Source organism: Streptomyces sp. NBC_01546, assembly GCF_045208355.1.
Lineage (GTDB): Bacteria > Actinomycetota > Actinomycetes > Streptomycetales > Streptomycetaceae > Streptomyces.
The window spans coordinates 6,998,684-7,023,808 of record NZ_CP109379.1; the positions used below are offsets into that span (position 1 = coordinate 6,998,684).

Here is a 25,125-nt window from a genome sequence, read left to right on the forward strand (position 1 = left end):
CAGAGACGGAAGACCTCCTCCCGGAGGGTTTCTCCTCTCCCTGATATCACCGCACCGTCCCGAATCCCCGGGGCACCTCAATATTCGTCATAGCTAGGAGAAAATCATGAACCGCAAGATTCGTATCGCGTCGCTGGCCGCTTCCATCGCTTTCATCGGTGGAGGGATCGCCCTTCCGGCCTCCGTGGCAACTGCGGCTCCGATGCCCGGACACGTGGCCACGGCCCTGCCGAGTGACGGTGGCGCCGGAGGAAAGGGTGGCAAGGGCGGCAGCGGCGGCCTCGTCGGGGGCGGCGGTGGTTCCGGCGGCGCCGGCGGTGGCAGCGTCCTCGGCACCGGCGGTAAGGGTGGCGGCGGTGGCGCCGGTGGCGACGGGGTCCTCGTCGGCGGTGGCGGCGGCGGTGGCGGCGGTGGCGGCGAAGGCCGTATCGGTGGCGCCGGCGGCGACGGCGGCAAGGGCGGCACCGGAATCCTCGAGGGCGGCGAGGGCGGCGGCGGCGGTGGGGGCGGCGACGGGACGCTGTTCGGCGGCAAGGGCGGCAACGGCGGCGACGGCGGCTTCAGCATCTTCAAGGGCGGCAAGGGCGGCGACGCCGGTGACGGTGGCTTCGGCGGCCTGATCGGTGGCCTCGGCGGGAACGCCGGCAACGGTGGCGGCTCCATCTTCTGACAGGCGCCTCGGTCCGACGGGGTGGAGGCCTTCACGGCCTCCACCCCCACCCCCACCCCCCTTTCTCACCCCCCACCCCTCTCGATGACGGCAACGGAGAAACCCCCATGTTCACGATTTCCTGGCAGCGTCCGCTCATCCTGGCGGCGGCCTCCCTGGCCCTCGTCACCGGTACGGCCTGTGCCGCGCAAGCGTCGCAGTCCCACACCCCGACCGGCGCCAGCTCTTCGGCCGTCGCCGACCACCCGGAACCCTGCTTCAAGCTCGGCAAGGGTGGAGAGGGCGGCAAGGGTGGAGAGGGTGGCAAGGGCGGTAAGCCCGGTAAGCCGGGCGAGCCCGGCCAGCCCGGCCGCTCCGGATGCCTCCGGTTCAGTGACCTGCCCGACAAGGACAAGTCGGAGCTGTCGGTGGTCGACAAGGTGCAGATCGTGCTGATCCTGATGGCCGACGACTCGGACGAGATGAAGGAGAAGATCGCCGACAAGTACAAGATTTCCGAGAGCCAGCTCGACACCTGGAAGGAGCAGTACAAGGAAGGTGACTGGTTCGCCCTGATGGGAGGTGACTCCCCCTTCTCCCAGTGAGAACCAGTGCGGGAAAACCGGGGCGGAAGGGCTCCCCGGCCCAAATGGGCCGGGGAGCCCGCTTCTTTCCGGTACCGGAATGACCTACGAACCCATTTCTTGGCAAGGAGAATCTCATGCGAGTGCGCTCTTGGAAGTTTCGTCTCGGTATTGCCATCTCGTCGACCCTGATCGGTGCCGGTGCCATGGCGCCCGCCGCCTCAGCGGCTCCGGCAGCCCCGGCCGCCCAGGTCTCCGCGGTCCAGCAGCACGGCCTCGCCCTCGGCAGCGGTGACAGCGGGCAGGGCGGGAACCGGATCGGCGCCGGCAAGGTGCTCGGCAAGCTCAAAGCCGGCAGCGGCAGCGTCAAGGTGGGCAACGGCACCGTCCGCGTCGGTGACAGGGTGTGCGCGGGCAAGTGCGACGGGTCGGTCAACGGCACCAACGGAACCAAGGGCGGGGTCTGTGTCGGGCAGTGCAACGGCAGCGCCAACGGGGGCAACGGCACTACCGGCCCCGTGGGCGGCAACGGCACGAACGGCGGCGGCGGCGGGGTCTGTGCCGGAGTGTGCAACGGCAGCTCCAACGGCGGCAACGGCGGCAACGGCGGGGCCGCGCCTCCCGGCGGTGACGGCGGTGACGGCGGCTTCGGTGGCGACGGCGGCATCTGCATCGGCATCGGCTGCCAGACCAGCGGTCAGGGCGGCCGCGGTGGCGACGGCGGCGAAGGCTGACCCCCACGGATCGGGCCCGCAGCCTCTCGGCTGCGGGCCCGATCCGTGCGCCGGGCACCGCACCCGCAGCAAGCAGGCCGGGCACTCGTGCGGCCCGCTGGATAGACTTTCAGGTACGGAAGAGCGGCCTGTCGCGTCGACTGTCGTCCGGAGGCTGGTCACGGACTATCGAGGACGGGGTCCGTCTGATGGGCACGGCACCGAACCTGAGCATGTACACGGGCCGGCCGTCCGCCCTGATCGGGAAGCAGATCGCGGGCTACCGGGTGGAGCGCATGCTCGGCCGTGGCGGCATGGCCGTCGTCTACTGCGCGAAGGACCTGCGCCTGGACCGTACGGTCGCGCTCAAGCTGATCGCCCCGGAGCGGGCCCGCGACGACACCTTCCGGCGCCGCTTCACGCACGAATCGCGGGTGGCCGCGTCGATAGACCACCCGCACATCGTGCCGATCTTCGAAGCCGGTGAGACCGACGGGGTCCTGTACATCGCCATGCGTTACGTCGCCGGTCTGGACATGCGAGCCCTGCTGGACCGGGACGGCCCGCTCCCCGTCGCGACCGCCCTTCGTATCGCCGCCCAGGTGGCATCCGCGCTCGACGCGGCGCATGAGCACGATCTGGTGCACCGGGACGTCAAGCCCGGCAACATCCTGGTCGCCGCGGGCACCGACAGCGAGCACCCCGAACACATCTATCTCACGGACTTCGGGCTGACGAAGAAGTCGCTGGCGCTCACCGGGTTCACCACCACGGGAGAGTTCGTCGGCACGCTCGACTACATGGCACCGGAACAGATCTCCGGCCGGCCGGTGGACGGCAGGTGCGATCTCTACAGCCTCGCCTGTGTCGTCTACGAATCCCTCGCCGGCGGGCCGCCCTTCGAGCGTGACGACGCCGCGGCGCTGCTGTGGGCGCACCAATACGACCAGCCCCCTCTCTTGAACGAGAGGAGGCCGGAAATCGCGTCCGCCGCCGACGAGGTCATGCAAAAGGCCCTCGCGAAGGTTCCCGAGGACCGTTACGGCTCGTGCCTGGAATTCGTGGCGGCCCTGCGCGCCGCCACCGGGAACGGTGGCGGCCATCGGGCCGATCCGTCATCCCCCGCGGATGCCCGGTCTGCCGGGGTCTCGGCGAACCCCGAGCCGCCCCCGGAGCCTCCGGCCTGGGCCCGGCCGGTCTTCCATGGCCCGCCTGGGGGGCCGTAGGTCATCCGGTCCGGTGTCACAGCCCCAGGGAGATGGCCAGCCGGGTCATTTCCGCCGTGGTGTTGATGCCCAGCTTGGCGCGGATCCGGCGGAGGTAGGCGTCGACCGTGTGCTTCGAGAGCCCCATGTGGCGGGCCGCCTGCAGGTAGGTGCACCCTGCTGCGATGTGTCGCAGTGCCTCCTGCTCACGCGGGGCCAGCGCGGGTGCGGTGGTTTCGGCGTTCGGCATGGTGAGTGTGAGGCTCATGGGATTCCCTCCGACGAATCGGCTCGGTCATCGATGCTCACGTCCTCGGAAGCAGGGGACATATGCCTGAATGTCGGTGTATGTCCTTGTTAAAGAGCTTGTTCGGGCGACGTCATGGCGCTGTCCGCCGACTGTCACGGGCGTGTCACAGGGAACGCCGCAGGGAACGCACAGGGAACGCCCGCGCGTCTGGATGCCTCGGTACCCGATGCCTCAGTACCCGACCAGGGACTGCTCGGCCCAGATGGTCTTGCCGATGGAGGCGTGCCGGGTGCCCCAGCGCCTCGCCAGCTGGGCGACCAGCAGCAGGCCCCGCCCGCCTTCGTCGAAGGTCCGGGCGCGCCGCATGTGCGGGGCGGTATTGCTCGAGTCGGAGACTTCGCAGATCAGGGTGCGGTCCTGGTGAATCAGCCGGAGCTGGATCGGCGGCTGGCCGTAGCGGATGGCATTGGTGACCAGCTCGCTGACCACGAGCTCGCTGACGAACGCGGCCTCGTCGAGCCCCCAGGCCGTCAGCTGGTCGGTGGTGTGCCGACGGGCGCTGGAGACGATGGAGGGGTCGGAGGGCAGGTCCCAGACGACGACCTTGTCGGCGTGGAGGGCCCGGGTCCGGGCGACGAGCAGGGCGACGTCGTCATCGGGAGGGTGAGTCAGCAGAGCCGTCAGCACGCGGTCGCAGACCGTGTCCAGCGTGGAGGCGGGACGGGAGAGAGCCGCGAACATGCCGTCCAGGGCCTCGTCGATGTCGCGCTCACGGGGTTGCAGCAGACCATCGGTGTAAAGGGCGAGGATGCTGCCCTCGGGAAGCTCGACGTCGATGGTCTCGAAGGGCAGGCCCCCCAGGCCCAGCGGCGGGCCGGCCGGAACGTCGAGGAGGTACACGGAGCCTTCCGGGGAGACCACGACGGGCGGCGGGTGGCCGGCCCGGGCGACGGTGCAGTGGCGGGTGACCGGGTCGTAGACCACGTACAGGCAGGTGGTGCCGATGCCCCCGGCCGTTTCCCCGGCGCCGTCCCGGTCGGCCTCGTCGGCCGACAGGTGGATGATCAGGTCATCGAGGTGGGTGAGCAGCTCGTCGGGCGGCAGGTCGACGTCGGCCAGGGTGCGCACCGCGGTGCGCAGCCGGCCCATGGTGGCGGCGGCACGGATGCCGTGGCCGACGACATCGCCCACGACCAGGGCCACCCGGGCGCCGGACAGCGGAATCACGTCGAACCAGTCGCCGCCCACTCCGGCATCGGTACCGGCGGGCAGGTAGCGGGAGGCGGTCTCGAGCGCCGCGTGATGGGGCAGCGACTGCGGGAGCAGGCTGCGCTGCAGCGTCATGGTGCTGGTGTGCTCCCGGTTGAACCGGCGCGCCTTGTGGATGCTGGCGGCCGCCCTGGCCGTGAGCTCCTGGGCCAGCCACAGGTCCTCCGGCTGGAAGGGCTCCCGGCGCTGGTGACGGCCGAACACGGCCAGGCCGAGCGTGGTGCCGCCGAAACGCAGCGGCACCACCATCATCGAGTGGGTCCCGTTCTCTCGGATCCAGGAGGCCCCCGGGTCCTCGGCCACCCATCGGGCGACGGCCGAGTCGCTCGTCCCGTACACGGCGCCACGGCCCGCGGCCAGACACTCGACGGGAGGCGACAGCGGCGGATAGACGACCGTCTCTCCGACGGCGACCCGGGACTCCGGGCTTCCTTCGAGGACCGACCGCGCGGCGGTACGGGACACGGTGACCGGACCTGCCACCGGGCCGGTGGGCGGTTCGTCAGCGCGCGGGGGAGGCTCCAGCAGGTCGACGAGCGCGAAATCGGCGAACCGGGGGACGGCGGCGTCGGCCAGCTCCTGCGCGGTGCGGGCGCCGTCCATGGTGGTGCCGATGCGGGCGCCCGCGTCGTCCGGCAGGAGCATCAGCTGCCGGTCGCCCTCGATCCCGGTCCTGTCGTGCGCGGCCAGGCACACCGCGTGCACCCGGCCGTCCCGGTCCCGCAAAGGGGCCAGCGAGGTCGCCCAGCCGTGCTCCGTGCTCGCGCCCGTGGGGCGGACGAAGGCCTCCTCGTACTGCGGCTCACCGGTCTCGAGCACCAGGCGCATCTTCCGCTCGGTCTCGTCGCTCACGGGATCCGGCGCGATGTCCGGCAGGCGCAGCCCGCGCATCTCGGCCTCCGTGAGGGACAGCGTGCGCTCCATGCCGGCGTTCGCCCGCACCAGCCGCAGGTCCGCGTCGAAGATCGCCATGAAGCAGGGGGACTGGGTGAACGCCCATTCGTTCAGCGATACGCCCCGGGGCGTGCGGGGCTCGCCCGCCACGGCGGACACCACGAACCACTTGGCGGTCCCGCCGGTGGACGTCCAGCGGTGCGCGAGCAGCCCCAGTTCCAGCCGCCGGCCGTCCCGGTGCCGCAGCGCCACCGTGCCGCTCCACCGCTCCTGCCCGGACGGGATCCGCCACGCCGTATCGCCGGCGCCGTCGGCGAGCAGCTGGGCGGCGGGCAGTCCCAGTACCTCGGAGGGCACGTAGCCGAGCAGCCGACGGGCATCCTCGCTCCACTCGGTCACGATGCCCTGCTCGCTGATGGTGGCCGTGGCCGTGTACGCCGACTCGGGGGAGGCGCTCGCCTGCTCCGGCCGCTCACCAGGAGAGGTGGGAACTTGCTCCATCGCCGCTCATCTCACCCTCGCTAGTTCCTTTGCCGCTGTTCCACGGCATTGCACGGCCAGGGGCTCCACTGACAAGCATGATCCGGCGGGCCGGGGAGCACCAACGCAGTGCCGTCACGGGCGGGCGAGGACAAGGGCGAGGACCGCGTCTCCCGCCTGCCACACCATCGCGCGGCGCCGTCCGCCGAGTACGGGCGGCCGCAGGCCGAGGATCGCGATGTGGCGCGGAGCGGCGCCGAAGATGCCGCTGCGGTCCGCCTTGACCGCGGCTTCCTTCAGCGCCCAGGCACCTGCCAGGGCATCCGGCCGGTCCGTACCGACGAGGGAGAGTTCCCCGGGCGAGAAGGCGTGGTCCGCGACACGGCGTACCGCGGCGGCCGAAGCCCTCTCGCACAGGTCCACGCCGACCGGTTCCGGTGCGAGGGCCGCGGCGACGTATCGGGAGGTGTGGCTGATGGAGACGTTCACGGCATGCATCGGGGTGCCGCCGACGACGACGCCGGGGCTGCCGTCGTCACGCGGGAGGATCTCCACGTCCTGCGCCGGCGCGGCGACGAACTCGCCGACCAGGCGCTTGGCGAGCAGCCGGCCGGCCACCCACTCGGCCTGCCGCCAGGCCGGCAGCGCCCGGACCACGCGCCGTTCGGCCGGGGAGAGAGGCGGTGGCTGGCCTGCCTGGCCGAGGTCGGTACGCCGGGCCACGATGACGCGGGCTCCGCCCCACCGGTGGACGTGTCCCGGCGCGATCGACGGGAAGGCGGTGTGCACTGCCGCGGGGCTCATGCGGCGGCGGGGACCGGGTCCAGGTGCCGCAGCTCGCCCTCCAGGGCGGTCACGGCGTACCGGATCTGGTCGGGCGTGTGGTCACAGGTGATGAAGAAGCGCAGCCGGGCCATTTCCTCGGGCACGGCCGGGTAGAGGATCGGATTGACGCTGATGCCCTGCTGGAAGAGGGCCTCCGCGAGCCGCAGGGTCTTCAGCGAGTCCCCGACGATGCACGGGACGATCGCCGTGTCATGACTGTCCCCGATGTCGATCCCCGCCGCGCCCGCGAGGCGGACGAACAGCGCGGCGTTCTCCGCGAGACGGGCCACGCGCTCCGGCTCGGCACGCAGCACGCGCAGGGCGGTCAGGGAGGCGGCGGTGTCGGCCGGGGTCATGCCGGCGCTGAAGACGAAGCCCGGAACGGTGTAGCGCAGGTACTCGACGACCGAGCGGTTACCGGCGACGTAGCCACCGCAGCTCGCCAGTGCCTTGGACAGCGTGCCCGACCACAGGTCCACGACCGAGCGGTCGATGCCGAAGTACTCGCCGATGCCGCGCCCCGTCGCACCGATCGTTCCGATGCTGTGCGCCTCGTCGATCATCAGCAGCGCGCCGTGCCGGCGCTTGACCTCGACGAGGGCGGGCAGGTCGGCGATGTCGCCGTCCATGCTGTACACGCCCTCGATGACGACGAGCACCCGCCGGTACTGGTCGCGGACCTGCGTGAGGACGGCGTCGAGGGCGGCCGCGTCGTTGTGGGGGAACGGCCGTCGGGTCGCGCCGGACAGCTTGCACCCCTGGAGGATGCTGTCGTGGGCGAGGGAGTCGTGGATGACGAGGTCCCCGGGGCCGACGAGGTGCCCGATCACGGTGACGTTGGTGGCGTGCCCGTTGGCCAGGGTGATCGCGGCCTCGCATCCGAGCAGGCCGGCGAGTTCCGTGTCGAGTTCCCGGTGCAGCGGACGGCTGCCGGACAGCAGCCGGCTGGCGGAAACCGACGTGCCGTAGCGCTCGATCGCGTCCTTCGCCGCCTCGTTCACCTGGGGGTGTGTGGCCATGCCCAGGTAGTTGTAGCTGGAGAACGAGAGGAGTTCCCGGCCGTCGATGACGGTCGTGTCCGTCATACCGCCCTCGTGGACGAGGAAGTACGGATTGGGCAGCCCCATCCCGGTGAGGGCGGTGATGCGCTCGCCGTGGGCGGTGACCTCCGGGAAGCACTCGATCCGCGTGTGCTCTTCGGGAAGCGGACCGGTGGCGGAGGCTACCGGCTCGGCGGGCGCCGGGGAGGGGGCTTCTTCCCCGCGGTCGGCGCGCTGTGCGGGGAAGGCTGCCGGCGCGGCGTCCGGGGAGCCGCCCGCGATCAGCGCGGCGATGCTCCCGGCGGTCGGCCGGTCGGCGGTCGTCTCGTCGAACGTCCACCGCGGCCATTGCCGCTTCAGGGAGGTGAACAGGTCGGTCAGCATCAGCGAGTCAAAACCGAGCTCGTCGATCAGGAGCTGGTCCTTGCGCAGATGACCCACCGGGAACGCGCTGATCCGCGCCACGTGCGCGAGCACGGCCTCGGTGACCTCGTCGAGTTGCCCGGTCGGCGGCGCCGGCGTCGGCGCCTCGTCGGCCGGGACGGCCGTGACGGCCGGGGAGGCGGGGGAAGCGGGCACCGGTGTGGTTCCGGCCGTCGGCGGGGCGGTGACCTGTACGGCGGGGTTCGGCGCGGGGAGCGCGTCGGTGAGGCGGGCCAGCAGCGTCACCTGCTGCTGAGCCAGCCGGAGCAGCTCGTTCATCGGGTGATCGGCGGGGTGATCCATCGGGGTCTCCTCGAGGGGTGCGGGGTGGGGCGGGAGGGAGTCGGCGGGGGTGTCCCGCTTCGCGGGGCGCAGGTCGGACAGCCAGTAGGACTGGGTGTCGAGCTTCGCCACCGGCAGGTCCAGCAGACGGCGGTCTTCCCGGGGAATCAGGGCGCGCGGGTCGACCGGGACGCCCAGGACCGCGAGCCGGGCGAGGGCCAGGACGAAGTCGCGTCCGCGGTCCGGTGCCACCCCCGCCGCGGGGACGACGTGGATGTCGTTGTGGCCGGTGAGGTTGCGGCGGACCGAGGTGAGGAGCGAGCTGCCGCCGGCCACCTGGAGGAAGACGCGGGCCCCCTGGTCGTAGGCGGTGCGGACGGCGTCGCTGAAGCGGACGGGCGTGGACGCGTGGAGGGCCCACAGCTCGCGCAGCCGGCCGGGGTCGGTGCACAGCTCCGCGTTCACCGAAGAGACGAACGGCAGGACGGGACTGCTGACGGGGCGGTTGGCGAGGCCCGCGCGCATCGTCTCCTCGGCGCAGGCCAGCAGCGGCGAGTGGAAGGCATGGGAGACGTCGAGCGCGGCGGTGACGATCCCGGCGTCGGCGCAGGCCTGCCGTACGGCGGCGAGCCCCTGAGGCGTGCCGCTGACCACGACCTGCCGCTCGTGGTTGAAGCAGGCCGGCCACACGTCGTCGATGCCGTCGACGAGCCGGTGGCAGGTCTCCTCGTCGCTCTGCACGGCGAGCATCCCGCCCCCGAGGCCGGTCCCGGCCCGCTGGAGGGCCGCTCCCCGGTGGACCAGGAGCCGGATGGTGTCCTCGTCGGTGAGCGCTCCGGCCGCCGCGGCCGCCGCGAACTCTCCGACGCTGTGGCCGAGGGCGAGGCCGGGAGTGACGCCGCAGTCGGCGAGCAGGCGGGTGGCCGCGATCTGGACGGTACCGAGCAGGGGCTGGCACACATCGGTGGCGGCGAGCCGCTGCCTGAGCTGCTCGGCGTCGCCGTCGCCGTGGCCGGCCGACGCCTCGCCGTACAGCAGATCGGTGAGGTCGAGGCCGCTGTCCTGGTGGGCCACGGCGCCGAGCGCGTCGACGGCCGCACGGAAACCGGTGAACCTCTCGTAGAGGTCCTGCATCATGCCCGGCCGCTGGCTGCCCTGACCGGGGAAGAGGAAGGCGATGCGGCGCTGCTCGGCCGGCAGGGGAGCGTCGGCGTAGAAGGCGCCGTCGCCGAGGTCGCCCCCGTTGCCGTCGCCGAGGTCGCCGCCGGCTCCGTCGGCGAGCTGCCGGCGGGCGTGCCGCAGCCGCTGGGTGAATTCCTCTGTGTCGCAGGCCACGATCGCGAGGCGGGCCGTCAGCGGCTCACGGGCGCCCAGGGTGTGGGCCACCGCCGCGATCGGCGTGTGGGGTGCGCGGTCGATGCTGTCGAGCACCTCGCCGATGTGCCGGTCCAGCAGCTCACGGTTTCCGGCCGAGAGCAGGACCAGGTGAGGTCCGGCGGCTTGGGTGCGTACCGGGAGGCGGCGGACGGCCGGGGAGGGCTGCTCCTCCAGGATCACGTGGACGTTCGTGCCGCCGAATCCGAACGAGCTGACGGCGGCCCGCCGCGGGGCGCCCCTGCCCGTACCCGCGGTCGGCCAGGGCCGCGCGCTGTCGGCAAAGCGCAGGCCCGCGGCGGAAATGCCCAGGTCCGGATGGGGGGTGGTCTCCGGCTGCGGCACGATCGTGCCGTGATGGACGACCAGGGCCGTCTTGATCAGTCCCGCGATGCCCGCCGCGGACAGGGAGTGCCCGATGAGGGCCTTGCCCGCGGCGAGGTAGCACAGACCGGGGTCCTCGTCGGGGTACTCGGTGCGCAGCCGGCGCAGCGCCTCGATCTCGGAACGGTCACCGACGGAGGTACCGGTGCCGTGGGCCTCGAGGAAACCTACGGAGGAGGGGGCAACCCCCGCGTCGTCGTAGGCCCGGCGCATGGCGCGCAGCTGGCCTTCGGCGGTGGGAACCAGCGGCCCGGGAGACGCGCCGTCGTTGGCCGAGCCGATGCCCTTGATCACCGCGTAGACCCGGTCGCCGTCGGCGAGTGCGTCGGCGAGCGGCCGTATGACGACAGCGCCGCCGCCTTCGCCCAGGACGAAGCCGTCGGCCCCCTCGTCGAACGGGCGGCACACCCCGGTGGCGGACAGTGCACGGAGTCTGGAGAAACCGACCAGGCTGTCGGGGGTGAGGTTGAGGTACACGCCGCCGACGACGGCGATCCGGCAGCTGCCCTGGCGCAGCTGGGCCATCGCCTGGTCGAGGGCGACCAGTGAGCCGGAACAGGCGGCGTCGACGGCGAAGCTGGGGCCGCCGAGGTCGAATTGCCGGCTGACGGTGCCGGACGCCATGTTGAGGAGGCTCCCGGGCAGGGTGAAGCTCTGGATGGTGCCGAGCTGTCCTGCCTGCTCCTTGACGGCGGCAAGGCCGTCGGCGTCGTCTGCCGCGAGCGACTGCTCGGCCAGGGTGATGGCCCGGATGGGGGCCGACATGAGGTCCTTGTAGTCGGACACCGACAGTCCGAGGAAGACCCCGGTGTTCTCCCGGTCGAAGTCGCCGCGTCCCAGCCCCGCGTCCTCGAGGGCCTCGCGGGCGACGTCGAGCATCAGCCGGTGCTGCGGGTCCATGGCCCGGGCACGGGCGGGCGGCACCCCGTAGTGCTGGGCGGCGAAGCGGTCCACTTCGTCCAGGAAGGCGACCTGGTCGGTGTACGCGGCATTGGGGGCCGACCGGTTGGCGGGCTCGTGGAACGTCTCGTGGTTCCAGCGCTCCCCCGGGACGGCGGAGAACTGCCGTTCGCCGCTCATCAGGAGCTCCCAGTAGGCGTGGAGGTCGGGGGCGCCGGGGAAGCGGCAGCCGAGTCCGGTGATCGCGATGTCAGACATGTGGGTCTTCCTTGTCTTGTCGGTGGTCAGTGGCGCGCGGGGGCGTGGGTACGGACGGGGGTACAGACGGAGGCACGGACGGCGATGCGGCCCGGGGGGCATCTCCTGGCGGGAGCCGGGGGAGGACGGGGCGCCGGGCTCGGCTCCTTGCGCCTCAGCAGCCGCGGTGCCCACCAGTTCAGGTCGCCCGCCAGGCGCATGAGCGCCGGTACGAGGACGCCCCGTACGAGCGTGGCGTCGAGGAGAACGCCGAGGCCCGCGCCGATCCCGAAGAACTGCAGGAGGGAGACCTGCGAGGTGCCGAAGCTCAGGAGGGTGAAGGCGAGCAGGGCGCCTGCGGTCGTGACGATGCCGCCGGTGTGCGCGAGGCCCGAGACGATCGAGTCGGCGTTGTCCTGCCCGGCGTCGTGTGCCTCCTTGATGCGCGCGAGGACGAACACCTCGTAGTCCACCGAGAGCCCGAAGACGATGCAGAACAGCAGCACCGGCATGGTCGTGCTGAGCGGGCCGGGCGTGAAGTCGAGCAGCTGGTGCAGATGGCCCGTCTGGAAGATCCACACCATGGCTCCGAGGACGGCGGCGAGGCTCAGGGCGTTCAGCGCGATGGCCTTCAGCGGCAGGAGCAGGCTGCGCGTGAATCCGAGCAGCAGCAGGAAAGTGGTGAGCGTGATCACGGCGAGCGCCAGCGGAAGCCGGTCTCCCACCGTGGCCTTGGCGTCGACCAGTACCGCGCTCGGGCCGCCGACCAGCACCTCGGTGCCCGCCGGTACGGGAGTCGCGCGGATGTCGTGCACGAGCTGCTGGGCGGCGCGCGACTGGGGGTCGACCAGCGGCACCACGGAGAGCCGGCCCGGGCCGGCGGCGGGGGGTCCGACGACCTGCGCGACCTGCGGGAGCGCGGACAGCCGGCGGGTGTACTCCGCCTGAGTCGACGGGGACGGCGCACCCGTCATGACGACCGTGAGCGCGCTGGAGCCCTTCATGTCGAACGTGCCGCGCACCAGGTCCCCGGTCTGACGGCTGGACGCGCTCACCGGCAGCGCCCGGTCGTCGGGGGTGGCGAAACCGGCGTGCGCGAACGGCCCGGCGAGGACCACGAGCAGGCCGATCACCGGCAGCGCCGCGATCAGCGGGCGGCGTACGACGATCCGCGCCAGCCCCGCCCAGAAGCGCGACCCCGAGCCGGCGTGGACCCGGCGGCGCCACGGCACGGGCCAGGCGTTCACCCGCGTTCCGAGCAGCGTGAGCAGGGCCGGCAGTACGGTCACGGCGCTCACCGCCGCGATCACCACCACCGCGATGCCCGCGTAGGCGAAGGAGCGCAGGAAGTACGGCGGGAACACCAGCAGCGTCGCGAGCGCGGCGGAGACCGTCGCGGCACTGAAGGCGATCGTGTGGCCCGCGGTGCGCACGGTCCGGATGGCGGCGTTGCGCGGGTGGTATCCGGCGGCGAGCTCCTCACGGAACCGCGAGACGATCAGCAGCCCGTAGTCGATGCCCAGCCCCAGGCCGAGCGCCGTGGTGAGGTTCAGCGCGAACACGGACACGTCGGTGACGGCGCCCAGAGCGCTCAGGACCAGCAGCGTCCCGGCGACGGCCAGGACCCCGATCAGCAGGGGCAGCGCCGCGGCCACCACACTGCCGAACACCAGGACCAGCAGGATGAGGGTTCCCGGCAGGACGAAGGATTCGGCCCGCTTCAGGTCGGACTCCGAGACGTCCTGGAGCTCGGCGTCGGCGAGCGCCGTCCCGCCGACGTGCACCGTCAGGGCCGTCCCGGAGGCGGCCGGGGTGGTCAGCTCCTCGCGCAGCTGTTTGACCCGCGCTGCGAGCTGCTCCCCCTCGCCGTCCACGTGCGCGACCAGCATGGCCGCGTGGCCGTCCCGGCCGCGCAGCTCCGCCGCGCCGCCGGTCCAGTACGAGGTCACGGCGCTCACCTGCGGCTGGGCCGCGAGATGCCTGGTCAGGCCCTCGCCCGCGCTCCGGACCGACGGGTCGTCGACGGATCCGCCGCGGGCCTGCGCGACCACGACCAGGTTGGGGGACGCCCCCTTGCGCTCGGCCGCCACGAGGGCCGCGCGGCTGGATTCGGATCGCGGGTCGTCGTACCCCTGCGTCTTCAGCCGGCCGGTCGCCTCCGCTCCGAACACGACGGACAGCACGAGGAACACGAGCGCGCCGAGGAGGACGAGCCGGGGGCGACGGGTCACGAGGACCCCTGCGCGACGGGACATCGAGGTCTCCGATCCGGGTGGCGTTTAGCGCCCTGCACTTGCGCAGGACGACCGGTTTCCACCGTGCCCGGAGGGGGGATGCGGCCGTAGCCCCGGCTATTCGTCACTTGACAGCGCGGAGCCGGGGTGTCGGCGGGTGCCGTTAGGCTTCGGGAATGGCCCTTCCGGACGCTTCACCCGAGACCTCCGACGCGTTGCAGGTACTGCACCGCGTCTTCGGTTACAGCTCCTTCCGCGGCGAGCAGCAGGAGATCATCGAGCAGGTCGTCGGCGGCGGTGACGCCCTCGTGCTGATGCCGACCGGCGGCGGAAAGTCGCTCTGCTACCAGATCCCGGCCCTCGTCAGAGAAGGCACGGGCATCGTGATCTCGCCACTCATCGCGCTGATGCAGGACCAGGTGAACGCGCTCACCGCCCTCGGGGTACGGGCCGGATTCCTCAACTCCACGCAGGACTCGTACGAGCGCCAGGCCGTCGAGCGGGCCTTTCTCGCCGACGAGCTGGACCTGCTCTACCTGGCCCCCGAGCGGCTGCGCACCGAGAGCGCACAGCGCCTGCTCGACCGGGGCAAGGTGGCGCTCTTCGCGATCGACGAGGCGCACTGCGTCGCGCAGTGGGGTCACGACTTCCGGCCCGACTACCTGGCGCTGTCCATGCTGCACGAGCGCTGGCCGAAGGTGCCGCGGATCGCGCTGACCGCGACGGCCACCGAGGCCACCCACGCCGAGATCGTGGCGCGGCTCGGCCTGGAGGACGCCCGGCACTTCGTCGCCAGCTTCGACCGGCCGAACATCCAGTACCGCATCGCCGCGAAGAACAACCCGCTCAAGCAGCTGCTGGAGCTGATCCGGACCGAGCACGACGGGGACGCCGGAGTCGTCTACTGCCTCTCGCGGTCCTCGGTGGAGAAGACAGCGAGCTTCCTGGTGGAGCAGGGCATCGATGCCGTGGCGTACCACGCCGGCATGGACGCCCGCACGCGTGCGGCGAACCAGGCGCGCTTCCTGCGGGAGGACGGGGTCGTGGTGGTGGCCACGATCGCCTTCGGCATGGGCATCGACAAGCCGGACGTGCGGTTCGTCGCGCATCTCGACCTGCCGAAGTCGGTCGAGGGCTACTACCAGGAGACCGGCCGGGCCGGCCGCGACGGCGAGCCGGCCACGGCGTGGCTGGCGTACGGCCTGCAGGACGTGGTCCAGCAGCGCAAGCTCATCGAAGGCTCCGAGGGCGACGAGGCGCACCGCCGCTCCCTGGGCATGCACCTGGACGCCATGCTCGCGCTCTGCGAGACGGTCGACTGCCGCCGGTCGCGGCTGCTGGAGTACTTCGGGCAGTTCGGCGGGCCGTGCGGCAACTGCGACACCTGTCTGACGCCGGCCGAGTCCTGGGACGGGACGGTCGCCGCGCAGAAACTGCTGTCCACGGTGTGGCGGCTGGCGAAGGAACGGCGCCAGAAGTTCGGCGCCGGCCAGATCATCGACATCTTGCAGGGCAAGAAGACGGCCAAGGTCATCCAGTTCGACCACGACGCGCTCTCGGTGTTCGGCGTCGGGTCGGATCTGAGCACCGCGGAATGGCGGGGGGTCGTGCGCCAGCTGCTGGCGCTGAGGCTGCTGGCGGTGGAGGGCGAATACGGGACGCTCGTCCTGACGGACGACAGCGGCGAGGTGCTGGGAGGGCGGCGCACCGTCTCGATGCGGAAGGAGAAGGCGGTCGTCGGCTCGCCCCGAAAGGAGTCCGGCTCGCGCTCCGGGAAGGGCGCCCGTGTGCCGGTCGACCTGCCGGCCGCGGCCGAACCGGTCTTCCTGGCCCTGCGCGCCTGGCGGGCCGCGACGGCGCGCGAGCAGGGCGTACCGGCATACGTCGTCTTCCACGACGCGACGCTCAGGGAGATCGCGACCCGGCTCCCCGGCACGGTGGAGGAGCTGGGCACCGTCGGCGGCGTCGGCGAGGCCAAGCTCACCAAGTACGGCCAGGGTGTCCTCGACACCTTGGCGGAGTGCGAGGCCACCGCGCCTGCCGCTGCCGCTGCCCTTGCCACGGTGCCTGCCCCTGCGCCTGCTCCCGCCCCCGCCGCCGAGCTCGGGTCGGTCGCACGGCCCGCGGCGCCGGACGCGGACGAGCCGCCCTTCGACCTGGACGAGATGGACCCGCCCTGGGACGACTGGGAATAGCGGGTCCTGGATCCGGGGATTCAGCCGGTGGGGGTCCGCTCCTCACCGCCCATGTCGAGGCGGAAGGGCGGGTAGGCGTCCGTCATGAGCGAGGCGTAGGCCGTGACGCGCAGTACCCACCGGTTGAGCCCGATCACCAGGTCGAACAGATCGCGCGGGTACTTCTCGGTGAAGGCCAGCGTGACGACGGCGATGAGCACGAGCAGACCGATCAGACCGCCGACGCACCAACCGCCGTGCATGGCACCGGTGAAGATGCCGATCACGAGGTACTGCGGGATGGCGAGCAGCCACCACTTCACCAGCACCAGACCTCGGGACAGGTGTTCCGGGTAGGCGATGTCGAGCCGGGCCGGGTATCCGGGCTCGGGGCCGAGGCTGAACGGCGGGTACCGGTCCGTACCCAGCGCGCCGTACGCGTAGTACGAGACCCGCCACGACCAGCGGAGCACCCCGAGGTTGAAGTCGAAGAGGGCTCGCGGGTAGCGCTCGGTGAGGAGGATGGCGAAGAACGCGATCACGCTGACCAGGAGGAAGGCGATCCACAGGAAGGCGAGCACGATGTAGTGGGGGATCGCGAGGATCCACTTGACCAGCCACAGCCAGCGCGAGAGTGGTGCGTCCAGTACGGCCGTCACTTTGACCGGTCGGTAGAAGCCGGCAGCTGTCGTCATGTGAATCACGCTTTCGATGCGTGTGACCTTGCCCTTCTCCATCATCCCGCGCGCGCGTCGGCGTCACCTGTCGGGCGCTCTCGGCGACGGAGGGGTACGGCTCACCGTCCTGCCCAGTGCGGCCGCCGCCCGGGCGAACCTCGCGGCATCGACGACGGCCGCACCACCGAGGTCGTTGTTGAAGTACACGTGCACGTCCGCCTCGTCCGGCCACGCGTCGGCGATGCGCACGACCCAGGACTTCAGGGCTTGCAGTCCGTAGCGCGGCGGCGGCTCGGCCAGGCCGCCGTGGAACCGGACGTACCCCCATGACGCCGTACGCCACAGCGGCGTCACCGGCCGGGACCCCCGGTCCGCCCAGCACAGCGCGCTGCCATGCCGCTCCAGCACCGCCCGTACCTCCCGCTCCGCCTCCCACCACGAGGCGTGGCGGAACTCGACGGCCACCCGAACCGTGCCGGGAAAGCAGCCGAGGCACGCGTCCAGCGCCCCGACGTCCTCGCGGAAGGAGGGCGGCAACTGCAGCAGGACGGGCCCCAGCCGGTCGCCGAGGCCCGCGGCGCGTTCCATCAGCCGGTGCACCGGCTCCTCGGGGTCGTGCAGCCGCTTCAGATGGGTCAGGTAGCGGCTGGCCTTGACCGCCATCACGAACCCCTCGGGTGTCCGCTCCCGCCAGGCCCCGAAGAGCTCCGTCGTGGGCAGCCGGTAGAAGGCGTTGTTGTTCTCAACGGTGGCGAACCGGCGGGCGTACTCCTCCAGCCACAGCCGCTGCGGCTGCTCGGGCGGGTAGAGAACGCCGCGCCAGTCCTTGTACTGCCACCCCGAGGTACCGACGAGCATGGGCATGGTCCGATCCCTGCCCGCCAGGGCAGGAGCCGCCGCCGCCCTGCAGGCCGATTCCCCCACCCGGTTGCAACCCGGCGGCTGACGACGGGCAGGGGTCACTTCCTAGCGGCGTGCGTCCACCACCGCGAGGAGTTTGCCGCTGGTCGGGCTGCGGTCCAGCGACGCGCCGTCGACCGCCTCGACCACCAGGTCCAGCAGCTGTTCCGTCACGGCCGACCGCAGCTCCGGGTAGCCGGACAGGAACACCTCCCGCAGCCGCTCCGGGTCCGTCGCTCCGGTCCGCTCCACCCGTACGGTCAGCCGCTCGCGCGCGTCCGTACCGTCGAGCCGGATCTGCAGCTCGCCGCGGTGGCCGCCCCGTTCCTCGGCCAGGGCCAGGAAGCGGCGGTGGTTGAGGAAGTACGTCGCCACCCGCATCACGTCACCGGTGCGGCCCCTCAGCTCGAAGCGGGGCGCGTGCCGGCCGCAGGGGCAGCGGCCCGGGATCTCCCGGCCGAGGTCGCCTATCAGGTAACGGCCCAGGCGCTGGCCGCGCCGGGCGTGCGTGGTGAAGACCAGCCGGCCCGTCTCGCCCGCGGCCACCGGCCGGTCCTCGGCCAGGTCCAGGATCTCCATGGTGTGGAGGTCGGCGTGCAGGTGGTGGACGCCTCCGGAGCTCTCGGTGCACTGGTAGCCCAGCGGGCCGAGGTCGGTGCTGCCGTAGGTGATCGAGCGGACGGCCTCGATGCCGAACGTGGCCTTCAGGGTGCGCTGCTGCTCCTGCGTGAAGTGCTCGCCGCCGTAGAAGACCTTGCGCAGGCCGCCGTACGCACGCAGCGCCTCCTCCTCCGCGTGCAGCAGCTGCCACAGGTAGGAGGGCATGCCGAAGAGGGTGTCGGCCCCGTGGTCGATGATGGCCTGGGCGGTCGCGCGGTGGTCGGGCCCGGCGGACAGCGGCAGTTGGACCCCGCCGAGGCGTTCCAGTACGGAGAAGAAGCTGATGAAGCTGCCGTACATCGCGCCGCAGTAGAAGAGGTTGGCGGTGCGGTCCCCGACCGGGTCGTAACCGGCGGCGAGCAGGCCGCGGGCGGCGGCGTGCATCTGGGTGTCGTAGTCGTCGTAACTGAAGACCGACAGGGCCGGTGCGCCGGTGCTGCCGCCGCTGCGGAAGAACAGCTCGGCGTCGGCGCGCGCCAGCCGCCGGGCCGGCTCCTGTACGTCCTCCTTGCCCAGCAGCGGGCCGGTGGGCTGCGGCAGGACCACGGGGCGGGCCAGGTCGTCCAGGCAGGCGGTGGTCGCGAAGCGGGCCGGGTCGGCCTGGACCGCGACGCGGCGGCTGTAGCGCTGCAGTGCGTAGACGCCGTCGTGCGGCTCGCCCGCGTAGCTCTCCAGCATGGCGCCGACCGGTGTGACGCGGGTGACGCCCGCCGCCAGGGCGGTGCGGGACAGCTCGGCGATGTCGGTCCGGCTGCCCGCGAGGCCCGCCGTCTGCAGATAGCGGCGCATCGGGCGCAGGGTGGCGATCAGCCGCTTGCGGGGCAGCGGCTTGACCCACACGCTGCGGTGCAGCGGCGAGGCGGTGAGCGGGGACCGGGTGTCGGCCATGACCCGCCACGAGCCGTCGGGCGCGGCGAACACCCGGGTCAGGCCCAGGTGTTCCTCCAGCCGGGCCACCAGCTCGGTGGTGGTCAGCTCGGCCTCCTCGGCGGGATCCGGGTCGTCGGCGTACGCGGTGGTCGCGGCCGGCGGCCGGGCCGCGAGGACGGTCGCGAACCGCTCGGCGAAGGCGAACACCTCGCCCTCGTCCTCGGTGTCGAGGTAGACCACCTGGGGGCTGGAACACGCCTGCTGTTCGTGCAGGCACACATCGTCCGCGAGGGCCTCGAGCGTGCCGGCATCCGACCAGACGTCGCCCGTCAGGTACGCGAAGGAGATCCGGTGCCCCCACTCCACCAGCCGGCAGCCGGCCGGCACATGGGCCGCCACCCCTTCGACGGCCCCTTCCCCGCCCCATACGGCGACGGCGTCCGCAGGAGCGCACATCAGGCGCAGCCACTCCTGCCGGGAGGACGGGAAGCGCAGGACGACGATCCGCGCGGCCAGTGCACCGCTCGGGTCCAGAGCGGCGAGCTCGGCCATCAGGTGCTGGGTCAGCAGGGTGTCGGCGCTGCTGGTCTTGAGGATGTTGACGTTTCCGGCGAGCAGGCCCTCGACGATGCTCAGCGGCGCGACCGTCGCGGCGTTGCCCGGGGCGATGTGCGCGACCAGGCCGACGGGCGCCCACGCCTCGTACACCGTCTCGCGCGGATCGGCCCGGTTCAGCCGGCCGGGAGTCGCGCTGCCCAGCTCGCGGCGCAGCTTTCGGGTCAGCTCCCGTCGGCCGAGGGCGGCGCCGAGCTCGGCCAGGGCGGCCGGGTCCTCCCCCTCGGGCAGGTACGCGGCGAGCCGGACGTGCACCGGGTGGGCCGGGTCGCACAGCGCGGTGGCGAGGGCGTCGCAGGCGGCCAGGACGGTCTCGGTCTCCAGCCCGTCGGCCAGCGCGGCCTCGACGGCGGCCGGCAGACCGGCGAGACGGCGCCCGGCCTCCTCGTCGCCGACGAAGGAGCCCTGCCAGTAGTGCTGCATCTCGGTCTCGGTCACGCCATGCCCTTCATGAGTTCCGCTGCGGCCACCGCGCAGCTGCGGTTGCGGCTCGCCCCGGCACGGCCGTGGACGGTGAACCAGGGGGTCTGAAGCTCGCACCCGCAGGCGTCGCCCGGCTGGAGGGAGGCGAGGTCGCCCATGACCACGCTCTGCGCCGGTACCGAGGTGATGTACGGCGACACGAGGTGCAGGTAGCCCCGCTCCCCGTACGGCAGCGGTTCGAGCGTGCGGGTGGAACGGATCGTCACCCGGGACCAGACGGGGGAGTGCAGCCGGTGGTGGTCGCACTCGATGTACGGGATGCAGTGCTCCACCGACCCGAAGGTGTCCCGGATCCGCTCACCCGGGATGCCGAGCTGCTCGGTGACGCGGGCGTACAGCTCCTCCTTGCCGATGCGCCGGTCGGCGTGGCCCTTCCAGCCGCCGCCGAGGACGACGAGGGAGCCCTCGGGCAGGCGCAGCGGAGGCAGTCCCATGGCCCGCATCCGCTCCAGCGTGAAGAAGAGGAAGGCCGGGAAGCCGAGGATGCGGACCGGGGCGTCCTCCCGCTCGAAGCGGCGCAGCGCGGCGATGCAGCCGAAGGGGTCGAACTCGTGGTCGCCGCCGGTGTTGCGCAGCGCGTACTCGACGCTGCGCGCCGGGGCGAAATCGCACAGGTAGTTGTCGGTGAAGGCGGTCCCGAGGTTGAGCGAGGGGGCCGGCTCGTAGCTGTACAGGAGGTAGTTGACCTCCTGGTCGGGGGTGATCCAGCCGTTGCGCTCGAAGATCCGGGCGACCATGCGCTGGGCGGAGCGGATGGTCCACTGGTCGAAGAACATCTGCGACTTCTGGCCCGTGGTGCCGGAGGAGGTCAGGTGCAGCTCGACCTCCTCGCGCGGGATGGAGAGCACCTCGTGCCGCTTGAAGAAGTTCGCGTGGACGAGCGGCGCACGGTACGGCTCAGCCGGGGGAGTGGCCTCGTACAGGGAGCGGAAGAACGGGGAGCGCTCGGTGTGCCAGGCGTTGGTCTCCGCCATGGCGGCGGCGAACAGTTCGTCCTCCGCGGCCCCGAAGGCGTACGGGTCGGTCAGGTCGCACAGCTGTTGTACGTGGGGCAGGAGGGCCGGGTCGGGTACGGCGACCGGCGCGAGATGGGGGTTCAAGGGGTTCACGGGGGCCATGGGGTTCATGAGGCAACCTCGGATGATGTGGGCAGGTGGGTCGACGCCCAGGCCGACACGTAGCAGTCCAGATAGGGCTGGAGGGGCGGTTCGACGGCGACGCCGCGGAAGTCGATCCGCTCGCTGGAACGGGACAGGACGGCGTAGTCGTGGAAGCCGTCCCCGTCCGCGCGCATCGCCGGGTAAAGGGCCCCGGCGACGAACCCCTGGGCCAGGAAGGCCGAGAGGGCCTCCTGGTGCGCGAGCGGCACCAGGGCCTCGACGTACCCGGCGCCCGCGCGGGCCAGTGCGCGGGTGACGGGTTCGAGGTACGCGGCCGCGGCGGCCGGGTCGGGGTGGGCGGTCAGCAAGGAGGCGTACCCGCCGGCGCGGTTGAGGTACGCGTAGACCTCGAACCGGCCGTCTTCGGGGGTGAGCAGCACGTTCGGGGTGTGCAGCGGGTAGAACCAGCCCCCGGCGCCGGGGAACTGCTCGCGGAAGCGGCGGCGCACGAAGGCCGGCGCCTCGATCATCTCCAGCCGTTCGACGGCCCCTTGCGGCGCGGGCGCCGCGAGCGGGGCGGCGGCCCGCACCCCGGGGTAGCCGATGCCGAGCGCGGCCTCGGCGGTGCGCAGCAACGGCAGCATCGGGGCGGGCACTTCGGTGACGGGGAGCCGGCGATCGAGCACCCCGGCGGAGTGACGCGCGTAGAGTGCGAGGCTTTCGCGGCTGCGGAGATCCACCGCATTGGGCAGGATGCCCAGCGGGCGGAAGCCGTTGCGCGCGACGACGCGCTGCGGACCGGCGCTGACGGTGCGCACGGTCGCGTACACCGAGTCCAGCCGTCCTGTGTCCAGCATCCCGGCGCACAGGGCCTCGGTCAGGGCGGCGGCCAGGCCCGCCGAGCGGTGCCCGGGGTGGACGGCGATGCCCTCCAGGCGGCCGATGCGGCTGCCCGGCTCACCGTGGATGGCGGCGGACACGGTCAGGGCCCCGGTGTCGGCGCAGCGGCCGACGAGCCACAGGGAGTACGGGTCCTCGATGAGCCGGGCCATCTCGGCCGGGTCGGTGCCGAGGGCCACGGGATAGTGCGGCCCGTAGACGGCGTAGTACAGCTGGCGCAGTTCGGCGATGTCCGCGCAGGCGGCCGGGGTGATGACGGGGTTCACCGCTCGCCTCCGGAGGGTTCCGCCACGGCCGGGCCGGGCGTAGGTGACCCGAGCAGGGCCAGCGCGACGGCGGCGGGGATCAGGCCGACGCCCTGCACGAGGCACAGCGTCTGCGGTGAGAGGAAATCGCCGGCCGAGCCGAACACCAGCGACGCCACCGGCAGGGAGGCACCCAGTACGGCCTGCATCACGGCGAAGAAGCCGGGCTTGTCCGCCGTCGGCACCAGCCGCTGGAACAGTGCCACGAAGCGGACGCTGACGGCCCCGGCACACCAGCCGGCCACGGCCAGGCAGCCCGCGATGACCAGACGGTGCGCGACCAGCCCGGGCAGCGCCAGGGCGAGGGCCATCAGGGCCAGGCAGTAGGCGCCGGCGACCGTGGGCCGCCCCGGCACGCGGGCGCCGGTGAAGGCGCCGACGAGCGCGCCGGTGCCCAGGGAGGCCTCCAGCAGTGCCACCGTGCCGCCGCCGCCCCGGAGGACCGAGCGGGTGTAGAGGGGGATGACGACGAACACGGCGGTGGTGAACAGGTTCGCCGCGGTGAAGCAGACCAGGATCCGCCGCACGTAGGGCAGTTCACCGAGGATGCGGCGCAGCGTGCGCCGCGGGGGCGCGGCTGCCGCCACCGGGTCGGCCGGGTCGCCGGCGGTGGTGCGGAACCGGGCGCTCGCGACGAGCAGCGCGGCCCCGGCGTACGCGGCGGCGCAGCCGACGGCCAGCCCGGCCACGCCGGCCCGGTCCACGGTCAGGGCGCCGAGCAGCGCTCCACCGAGGCCGGCCAGGGACTGGGTGGACAGCTCGAAGCCGGTGGCCGTCTCGATGTCGGCGTCGTCGACGAGTTCGGGCACCGAGGTGGTCAGGCAAGGGTCGAAGAACGCCTGGCAGGTTGCCAGCGCCAGGCCGGCGGCGTACACGGTGGCGAGCGGCAGCCCACCGCCGTACGCCCACAGCGCGAGGGCGGCCGAGGCGCCCCCGGCCAGGCCGGCGGCGGTCCGCAGCACCGAACGGTGCGCGAACCGGGCGACGGCCCCGGCCACGACGGGCGCCAGCACCACGGCGGGCAGCGTGCAGGCGGCCATGAACAGCCCGGAGGCGAGCCCCCGGGCGTCGTGCACGGCGTAGGCGACGATCCACCAGGACACGCCGACCTGGAACATGCGGATGGCGGCCTGCGTGAGGACCTGGCCGAGCCACACGGCGCCGAAGGCGCGGTTGCGCAGGATCAGCGGAGCGCGCCGGCCGCCGGTCTCACCTGCGAACCCGGCTTCGGTCTCACTTGCGGCCACGGGTGAGGCGGTCATGCGGTCGGCCTCTCGTCGAGGACCCGGACGAGCTTGCCCGAGCGCGGGTTGACGGCGAGGTCGCGGTGGCGCGCCCACTCCACGGACAGCGGGTGCACGAACCCGGCGCGCACACTGTCCGGATAGAGCGGCCGCACGGTCTCCAGCTCCGCGACGACCGCCTTGGCCAGTTCCTCCCCGCCGTGGTCACCGGGGGCCGTCGCCAGCCGCAGGACGAGCCCGTCGCGGCCCTCCCAGCGGCGGACGACGAGCTGCACGCCGACCACGTGACCTGCGGTGTCCGCCGCGGCCACGGCGTCCTGGGCGTCCTGGGTGTAGAGGGAGACGGGGCCCACCCGTACGCCCTCCTCGGCGCGGCCGAGGATCCGGAAGTGGCCGGGCCCGGTGCCGGTCCACTCGGCCCGGTCGCCCGCGGGGTAGCGGATGATCGGCATGAGGCGCCGGAAGAGGCTGGTGACGACGACCCGGCCGGGCCGCCCCGGTTCCGTGATGGGCTCATCGGTGGAGTCGTCGAGGATCTCGACGACCGAATACGGGGTGAAGGCCCGGTGCACCCGGGCGTCGGGGCCGGGTACGGGGCGGCCGAGCAGGCCGGCGTCGACGCTGGCGTATCCGACGGAACGGGCCTCGGCGCGGGGGAACGCGGTGGTCAGCAGGCGCCGCTGGTCGTCGAAGAGGGCCTCTCCGCCGAAGAGGAGCAACTCCACCGAGTCGAGCCGGACACCGGATGAGATGGCCTGCTCGGCGAGCCGGCACAGGGTGGTGGGCGTGCCGGCCAGTACCTGGGCGGCGAGATCGCGCAGCGTGGGGAGCGTCGACTCCAGCGGTGCGCCGCCGCCGATGGGCAGGCGGACGTTGTCCACGGGCGCGTGGGCGAGGGAGTCGAGGACGAAGAGGAAGCTGGCGTACAGCTCCCCGGCGTAGAAGAGGTCGGCGACGCGGTGCCCCGGGCGCAGGCCCGTGTCCACGAGCCCCTGGCCGAAGGAGGTGACGAACGTGCGCCACTCGTCGCGTGTGTAGACGGAGAACTTGGGGGACCCGGTGGTGCCGCCGGTCTTGTAGACCGTGGCTTCGCTGAGCGGGCCGGTCAACACGCGGCTGTCGTGAAGGGTGTTGGCCGCCCAGAACGCTTGCTGGTCGACCACCGGCAGGTCGGTGAGGCGGTCGGCTTGCGGCGGCAGGGATGCGTAAAGATCCCGATAGAACGGCGAGTTGTGCCGGGCGAAACGTATGAGGTCCGAGAGTTGCTGGGCGGACATGGGCCTTTGCCTTGGTGACGGAATGGGACGGGAGTCACGGCGGGGCGCGGCGAGAGCGAGAGCTCGCCTGCGGGCTCGACCTGTGTGAACGGGGGACCCCCCGGCGCCCCCGCCTCCTCGACGCACGTCGAAACTGACGCGCGGTCATGATGATGAAACATCAGTGCCCTTGTCACC

General features: G+C 72.3%; 17 protein-coding genes. 5 read left to right on the forward strand and 12 right to left on the reverse strand.

Translation table 11 applies throughout. From position 1 onward, the window contains the following. The first annotated feature begins 106 nt into the window (after nucleotides 1–106). From OHA89_RS32020 to OHA89_RS32035, 4 genes are all read left to right on the forward strand, one after another. Nucleotides 107–670, forward strand: coding sequence for a hypothetical protein (locus tag OHA89_RS32020; RefSeq protein WP_215144925.1), 564 nt, complete (start codon nucleotides 107–109; stop codon nucleotides 668–670). Nucleotides 671–777: 107 nt separating this feature from the next. Next, nucleotides 778–1,254 carry a hypothetical protein gene (locus tag OHA89_RS32025; RefSeq protein WP_266611209.1) on the forward strand — a complete coding sequence of 159 codons (477 nt, stop codon included), beginning with the start codon at nucleotides 778–780 and terminating at the stop codon, nucleotides 1,252–1,254. A 116-nt stretch (nucleotides 1,255–1,370) separates the two neighbouring features. Further along, a complete protein-coding gene (locus OHA89_RS32030; RefSeq protein ID WP_406367700.1) occupies nucleotides 1,371–1,967 on the forward strand; it encodes a hypothetical protein in 597 nt (198 codons plus the stop codon). Between the two features lie 188 nt (nucleotides 1,968–2,155). Next, complete coding sequence (locus OHA89_RS32035) at nucleotides 2,156–3,172, forward strand: serine/threonine-protein kinase (RefSeq protein ID WP_266611212.1); 1,017 nt, start codon at nucleotides 2,156–2,158, stop codon at nucleotides 3,170–3,172. 16 nt (nucleotides 3,173–3,188) lie between these two features. On the opposite strand, the gene OHA89_RS32040 is transcribed toward OHA89_RS32035, so the two are convergent. The 5 genes from OHA89_RS32040 to OHA89_RS32060 form a co-directional block, all read right to left on the reverse strand. Continuing rightward, the gene (locus OHA89_RS32040) at nucleotides 3,189–3,419 is read right to left on the reverse strand and encodes a response regulator transcription factor (RefSeq protein ID WP_215144919.1); all 231 of its coding nucleotides are present in this window, start codon (nucleotides 3,417–3,419) and stop codon (nucleotides 3,189–3,191) included. Between the two features lie 213 nt (nucleotides 3,420–3,632). Further along, nucleotides 3,633–6,065 (reverse strand): SpoIIE family protein phosphatase, encoded by a 2,433-nt coding sequence (locus tag OHA89_RS32045; protein WP_266611214.1) that lies wholly within the window; start codon nucleotides 6,063–6,065, stop codon nucleotides 3,633–3,635. Nucleotides 6,066–6,179: 114 nt separating this feature from the next. After that, nucleotides 6,180–6,848 carry a 4'-phosphopantetheinyl transferase superfamily protein gene (locus OHA89_RS32050; protein ID WP_266611216.1) on the reverse strand — a complete coding sequence of 223 codons (669 nt, stop codon included), beginning with the start codon at nucleotides 6,846–6,848 and terminating at the stop codon, nucleotides 6,180–6,182. Beyond that, nucleotides 6,845–11,530, reverse strand: coding sequence for an aminotransferase class I/II-fold pyridoxal phosphate-dependent enzyme (locus OHA89_RS32055; RefSeq protein ID WP_406367701.1), 4,686 nt, complete (start codon nucleotides 11,528–11,530; stop codon nucleotides 6,845–6,847). Before OHA89_RS32055 ends, OHA89_RS32050 begins: the two co-directional genes overlap by 4 nt. A gap of 26 nt (nucleotides 11,531–11,556) precedes the next feature. Then, nucleotides 11,557–13,740, reverse strand: a complete 2,184-nt coding sequence (locus tag OHA89_RS32060) for an MMPL family transporter (RefSeq protein ID WP_406367702.1) — start codon at nucleotides 13,738–13,740, stop codon at nucleotides 11,557–11,559. Between the two features lie 179 nt (nucleotides 13,741–13,919). Between OHA89_RS32060 and recQ the strand changes: the two genes are divergently transcribed. Continuing rightward, nucleotides 13,920–15,938, forward strand: coding sequence for a DNA helicase RecQ (gene recQ, locus OHA89_RS32065; RefSeq protein ID WP_406367703.1), 2,019 nt, complete (start codon nucleotides 13,920–13,922; stop codon nucleotides 15,936–15,938). A 20-nt stretch (nucleotides 15,939–15,958) separates the two neighbouring features. On the opposite strand, the gene OHA89_RS32070 is transcribed toward recQ, so the two are convergent. The 7 genes from OHA89_RS32070 to OHA89_RS32100 form a co-directional block, all read right to left on the reverse strand. Continuing rightward, the gene (locus OHA89_RS32070) at nucleotides 15,959–16,612 is read right to left on the reverse strand and encodes a DUF4389 domain-containing protein (RefSeq protein WP_406367704.1); all 654 of its coding nucleotides are present in this window, start codon (nucleotides 16,610–16,612) and stop codon (nucleotides 15,959–15,961) included. A gap of 63 nt (nucleotides 16,613–16,675) precedes the next feature. Further along, entirely contained in the window at nucleotides 16,676–17,458 is a 783-nt protein-coding gene (locus OHA89_RS32075) for a DUF72 domain-containing protein (RefSeq protein ID WP_266611224.1), read from the reverse strand. A 102-nt stretch (nucleotides 17,459–17,560) separates the two neighbouring features. Then, nucleotides 17,561–20,077, reverse strand: a complete 2,517-nt coding sequence (locus OHA89_RS32080) for an acyl-CoA reductase (protein ID WP_266611226.1) — start codon at nucleotides 20,075–20,077, stop codon at nucleotides 17,561–17,563. Then, nucleotides 20,074–21,222, reverse strand: a complete 1,149-nt coding sequence (locus tag OHA89_RS32085; protein WP_266612535.1) for an acyl-protein synthase — start codon at nucleotides 21,220–21,222, stop codon at nucleotides 20,074–20,076. The genes OHA89_RS32080 and OHA89_RS32085 overlap by 4 nt, the downstream gene beginning before the upstream one ends. A 23-nt stretch (nucleotides 21,223–21,245) precedes the next feature. Further along, on the reverse strand, nucleotides 21,246–22,388 hold the full coding sequence (locus OHA89_RS32090) for a GNAT family N-acetyltransferase (RefSeq protein WP_406367705.1): 1,143 nt from the start codon (nucleotides 22,386–22,388) through the stop codon (nucleotides 21,246–21,248). After that, the gene (locus tag OHA89_RS32095) at nucleotides 22,385–23,689 is read right to left on the reverse strand and encodes an MFS transporter (protein WP_406367706.1); all 1,305 of its coding nucleotides are present in this window, start codon (nucleotides 23,687–23,689) and stop codon (nucleotides 22,385–22,387) included. Before OHA89_RS32095 ends, OHA89_RS32090 begins: the two co-directional genes overlap by 4 nt. Continuing rightward, a complete protein-coding gene (locus tag OHA89_RS32100; protein WP_406367707.1) occupies nucleotides 23,686–24,948 on the reverse strand; it encodes a phenylacetate--CoA ligase family protein in 1,263 nt (420 codons plus the stop codon). Before OHA89_RS32100 ends, OHA89_RS32095 begins: the two co-directional genes overlap by 4 nt. Between the last annotated feature and the right edge of the window lie 177 nt (nucleotides 24,949–25,125).

What these genes read in the sequence shown, in the direction of transcription:
- OHA89_RS32020 (WP_215144925.1), top strand. Translation starts at nt 107, where the DNA reads ATGAACCGCAAGATTCGTATCGCGTCGCTGGCCGCTTCCATCGCTTTC.
- OHA89_RS32025 (WP_266611209.1), top strand. Translation starts at nt 778, where the DNA reads ATGTTCACGATTTCCTGGCAGCGTCCGCTCATCCTGGCGGCGGCCTCC.
- OHA89_RS32030 (WP_406367700.1), top strand. Translation starts at nt 1,371, where the DNA reads ATGCGAGTGCGCTCTTGGAAGTTTCGTCTCGGTATTGCCATCTCGTCG.
- OHA89_RS32035 (WP_266611212.1), top strand. Translation starts at nt 2,156, where the DNA reads ATGGGCACGGCACCGAACCTGAGCATGTACACGGGCCGGCCGTCCGCC.
- OHA89_RS32040 (WP_215144919.1), bottom strand. Translation starts at nt 3,419, where the DNA reads ATGAGCCTCACACTCACCATGCCGAACGCCGAAACCACCGCACCCGCG.
- OHA89_RS32045 (WP_266611214.1), bottom strand. Translation starts at nt 6,065, where the DNA reads ATGGAGCAAGTTCCCACCTCTCCTGGTGAGCGGCCGGAGCAGGCGAGC.
- OHA89_RS32050 (WP_266611216.1), bottom strand. Translation starts at nt 6,848, where the DNA reads ATGAGCCCCGCGGCAGTGCACACCGCCTTCCCGTCGATCGCGCCGGGA.
- OHA89_RS32055 (WP_406367701.1), bottom strand. Translation starts at nt 11,530, where the DNA reads ATGTCTGACATCGCGATCACCGGACTCGGCTGCCGCTTCCCCGGCGCC.
- recQ (WP_406367703.1), top strand. Translation starts at nt 13,920, where the DNA reads ATGGCCCTTCCGGACGCTTCACCCGAGACCTCCGACGCGTTGCAGGTA.
- OHA89_RS32070 (WP_406367704.1), bottom strand. Translation starts at nt 16,612, where the DNA reads ATGACGACAGCTGCCGGCTTCTACCGACCGGTCAAAGTGACGGCCGTA.
- OHA89_RS32075 (WP_266611224.1), bottom strand. Translation starts at nt 17,458, where the DNA reads ATGCCCATGCTCGTCGGTACCTCGGGGTGGCAGTACAAGGACTGGCGC.
- OHA89_RS32095 (WP_406367706.1), bottom strand. Translation starts at nt 23,689, where the DNA reads ATGACCGCCTCACCCGTGGCCGCAAGTGAGACCGAAGCCGGGTTCGCA.
- OHA89_RS32100 (WP_406367707.1), bottom strand. Translation starts at nt 24,948, where the DNA reads ATGTCCGCCCAGCAACTCTCGGACCTCATACGTTTCGCCCGGCACAAC.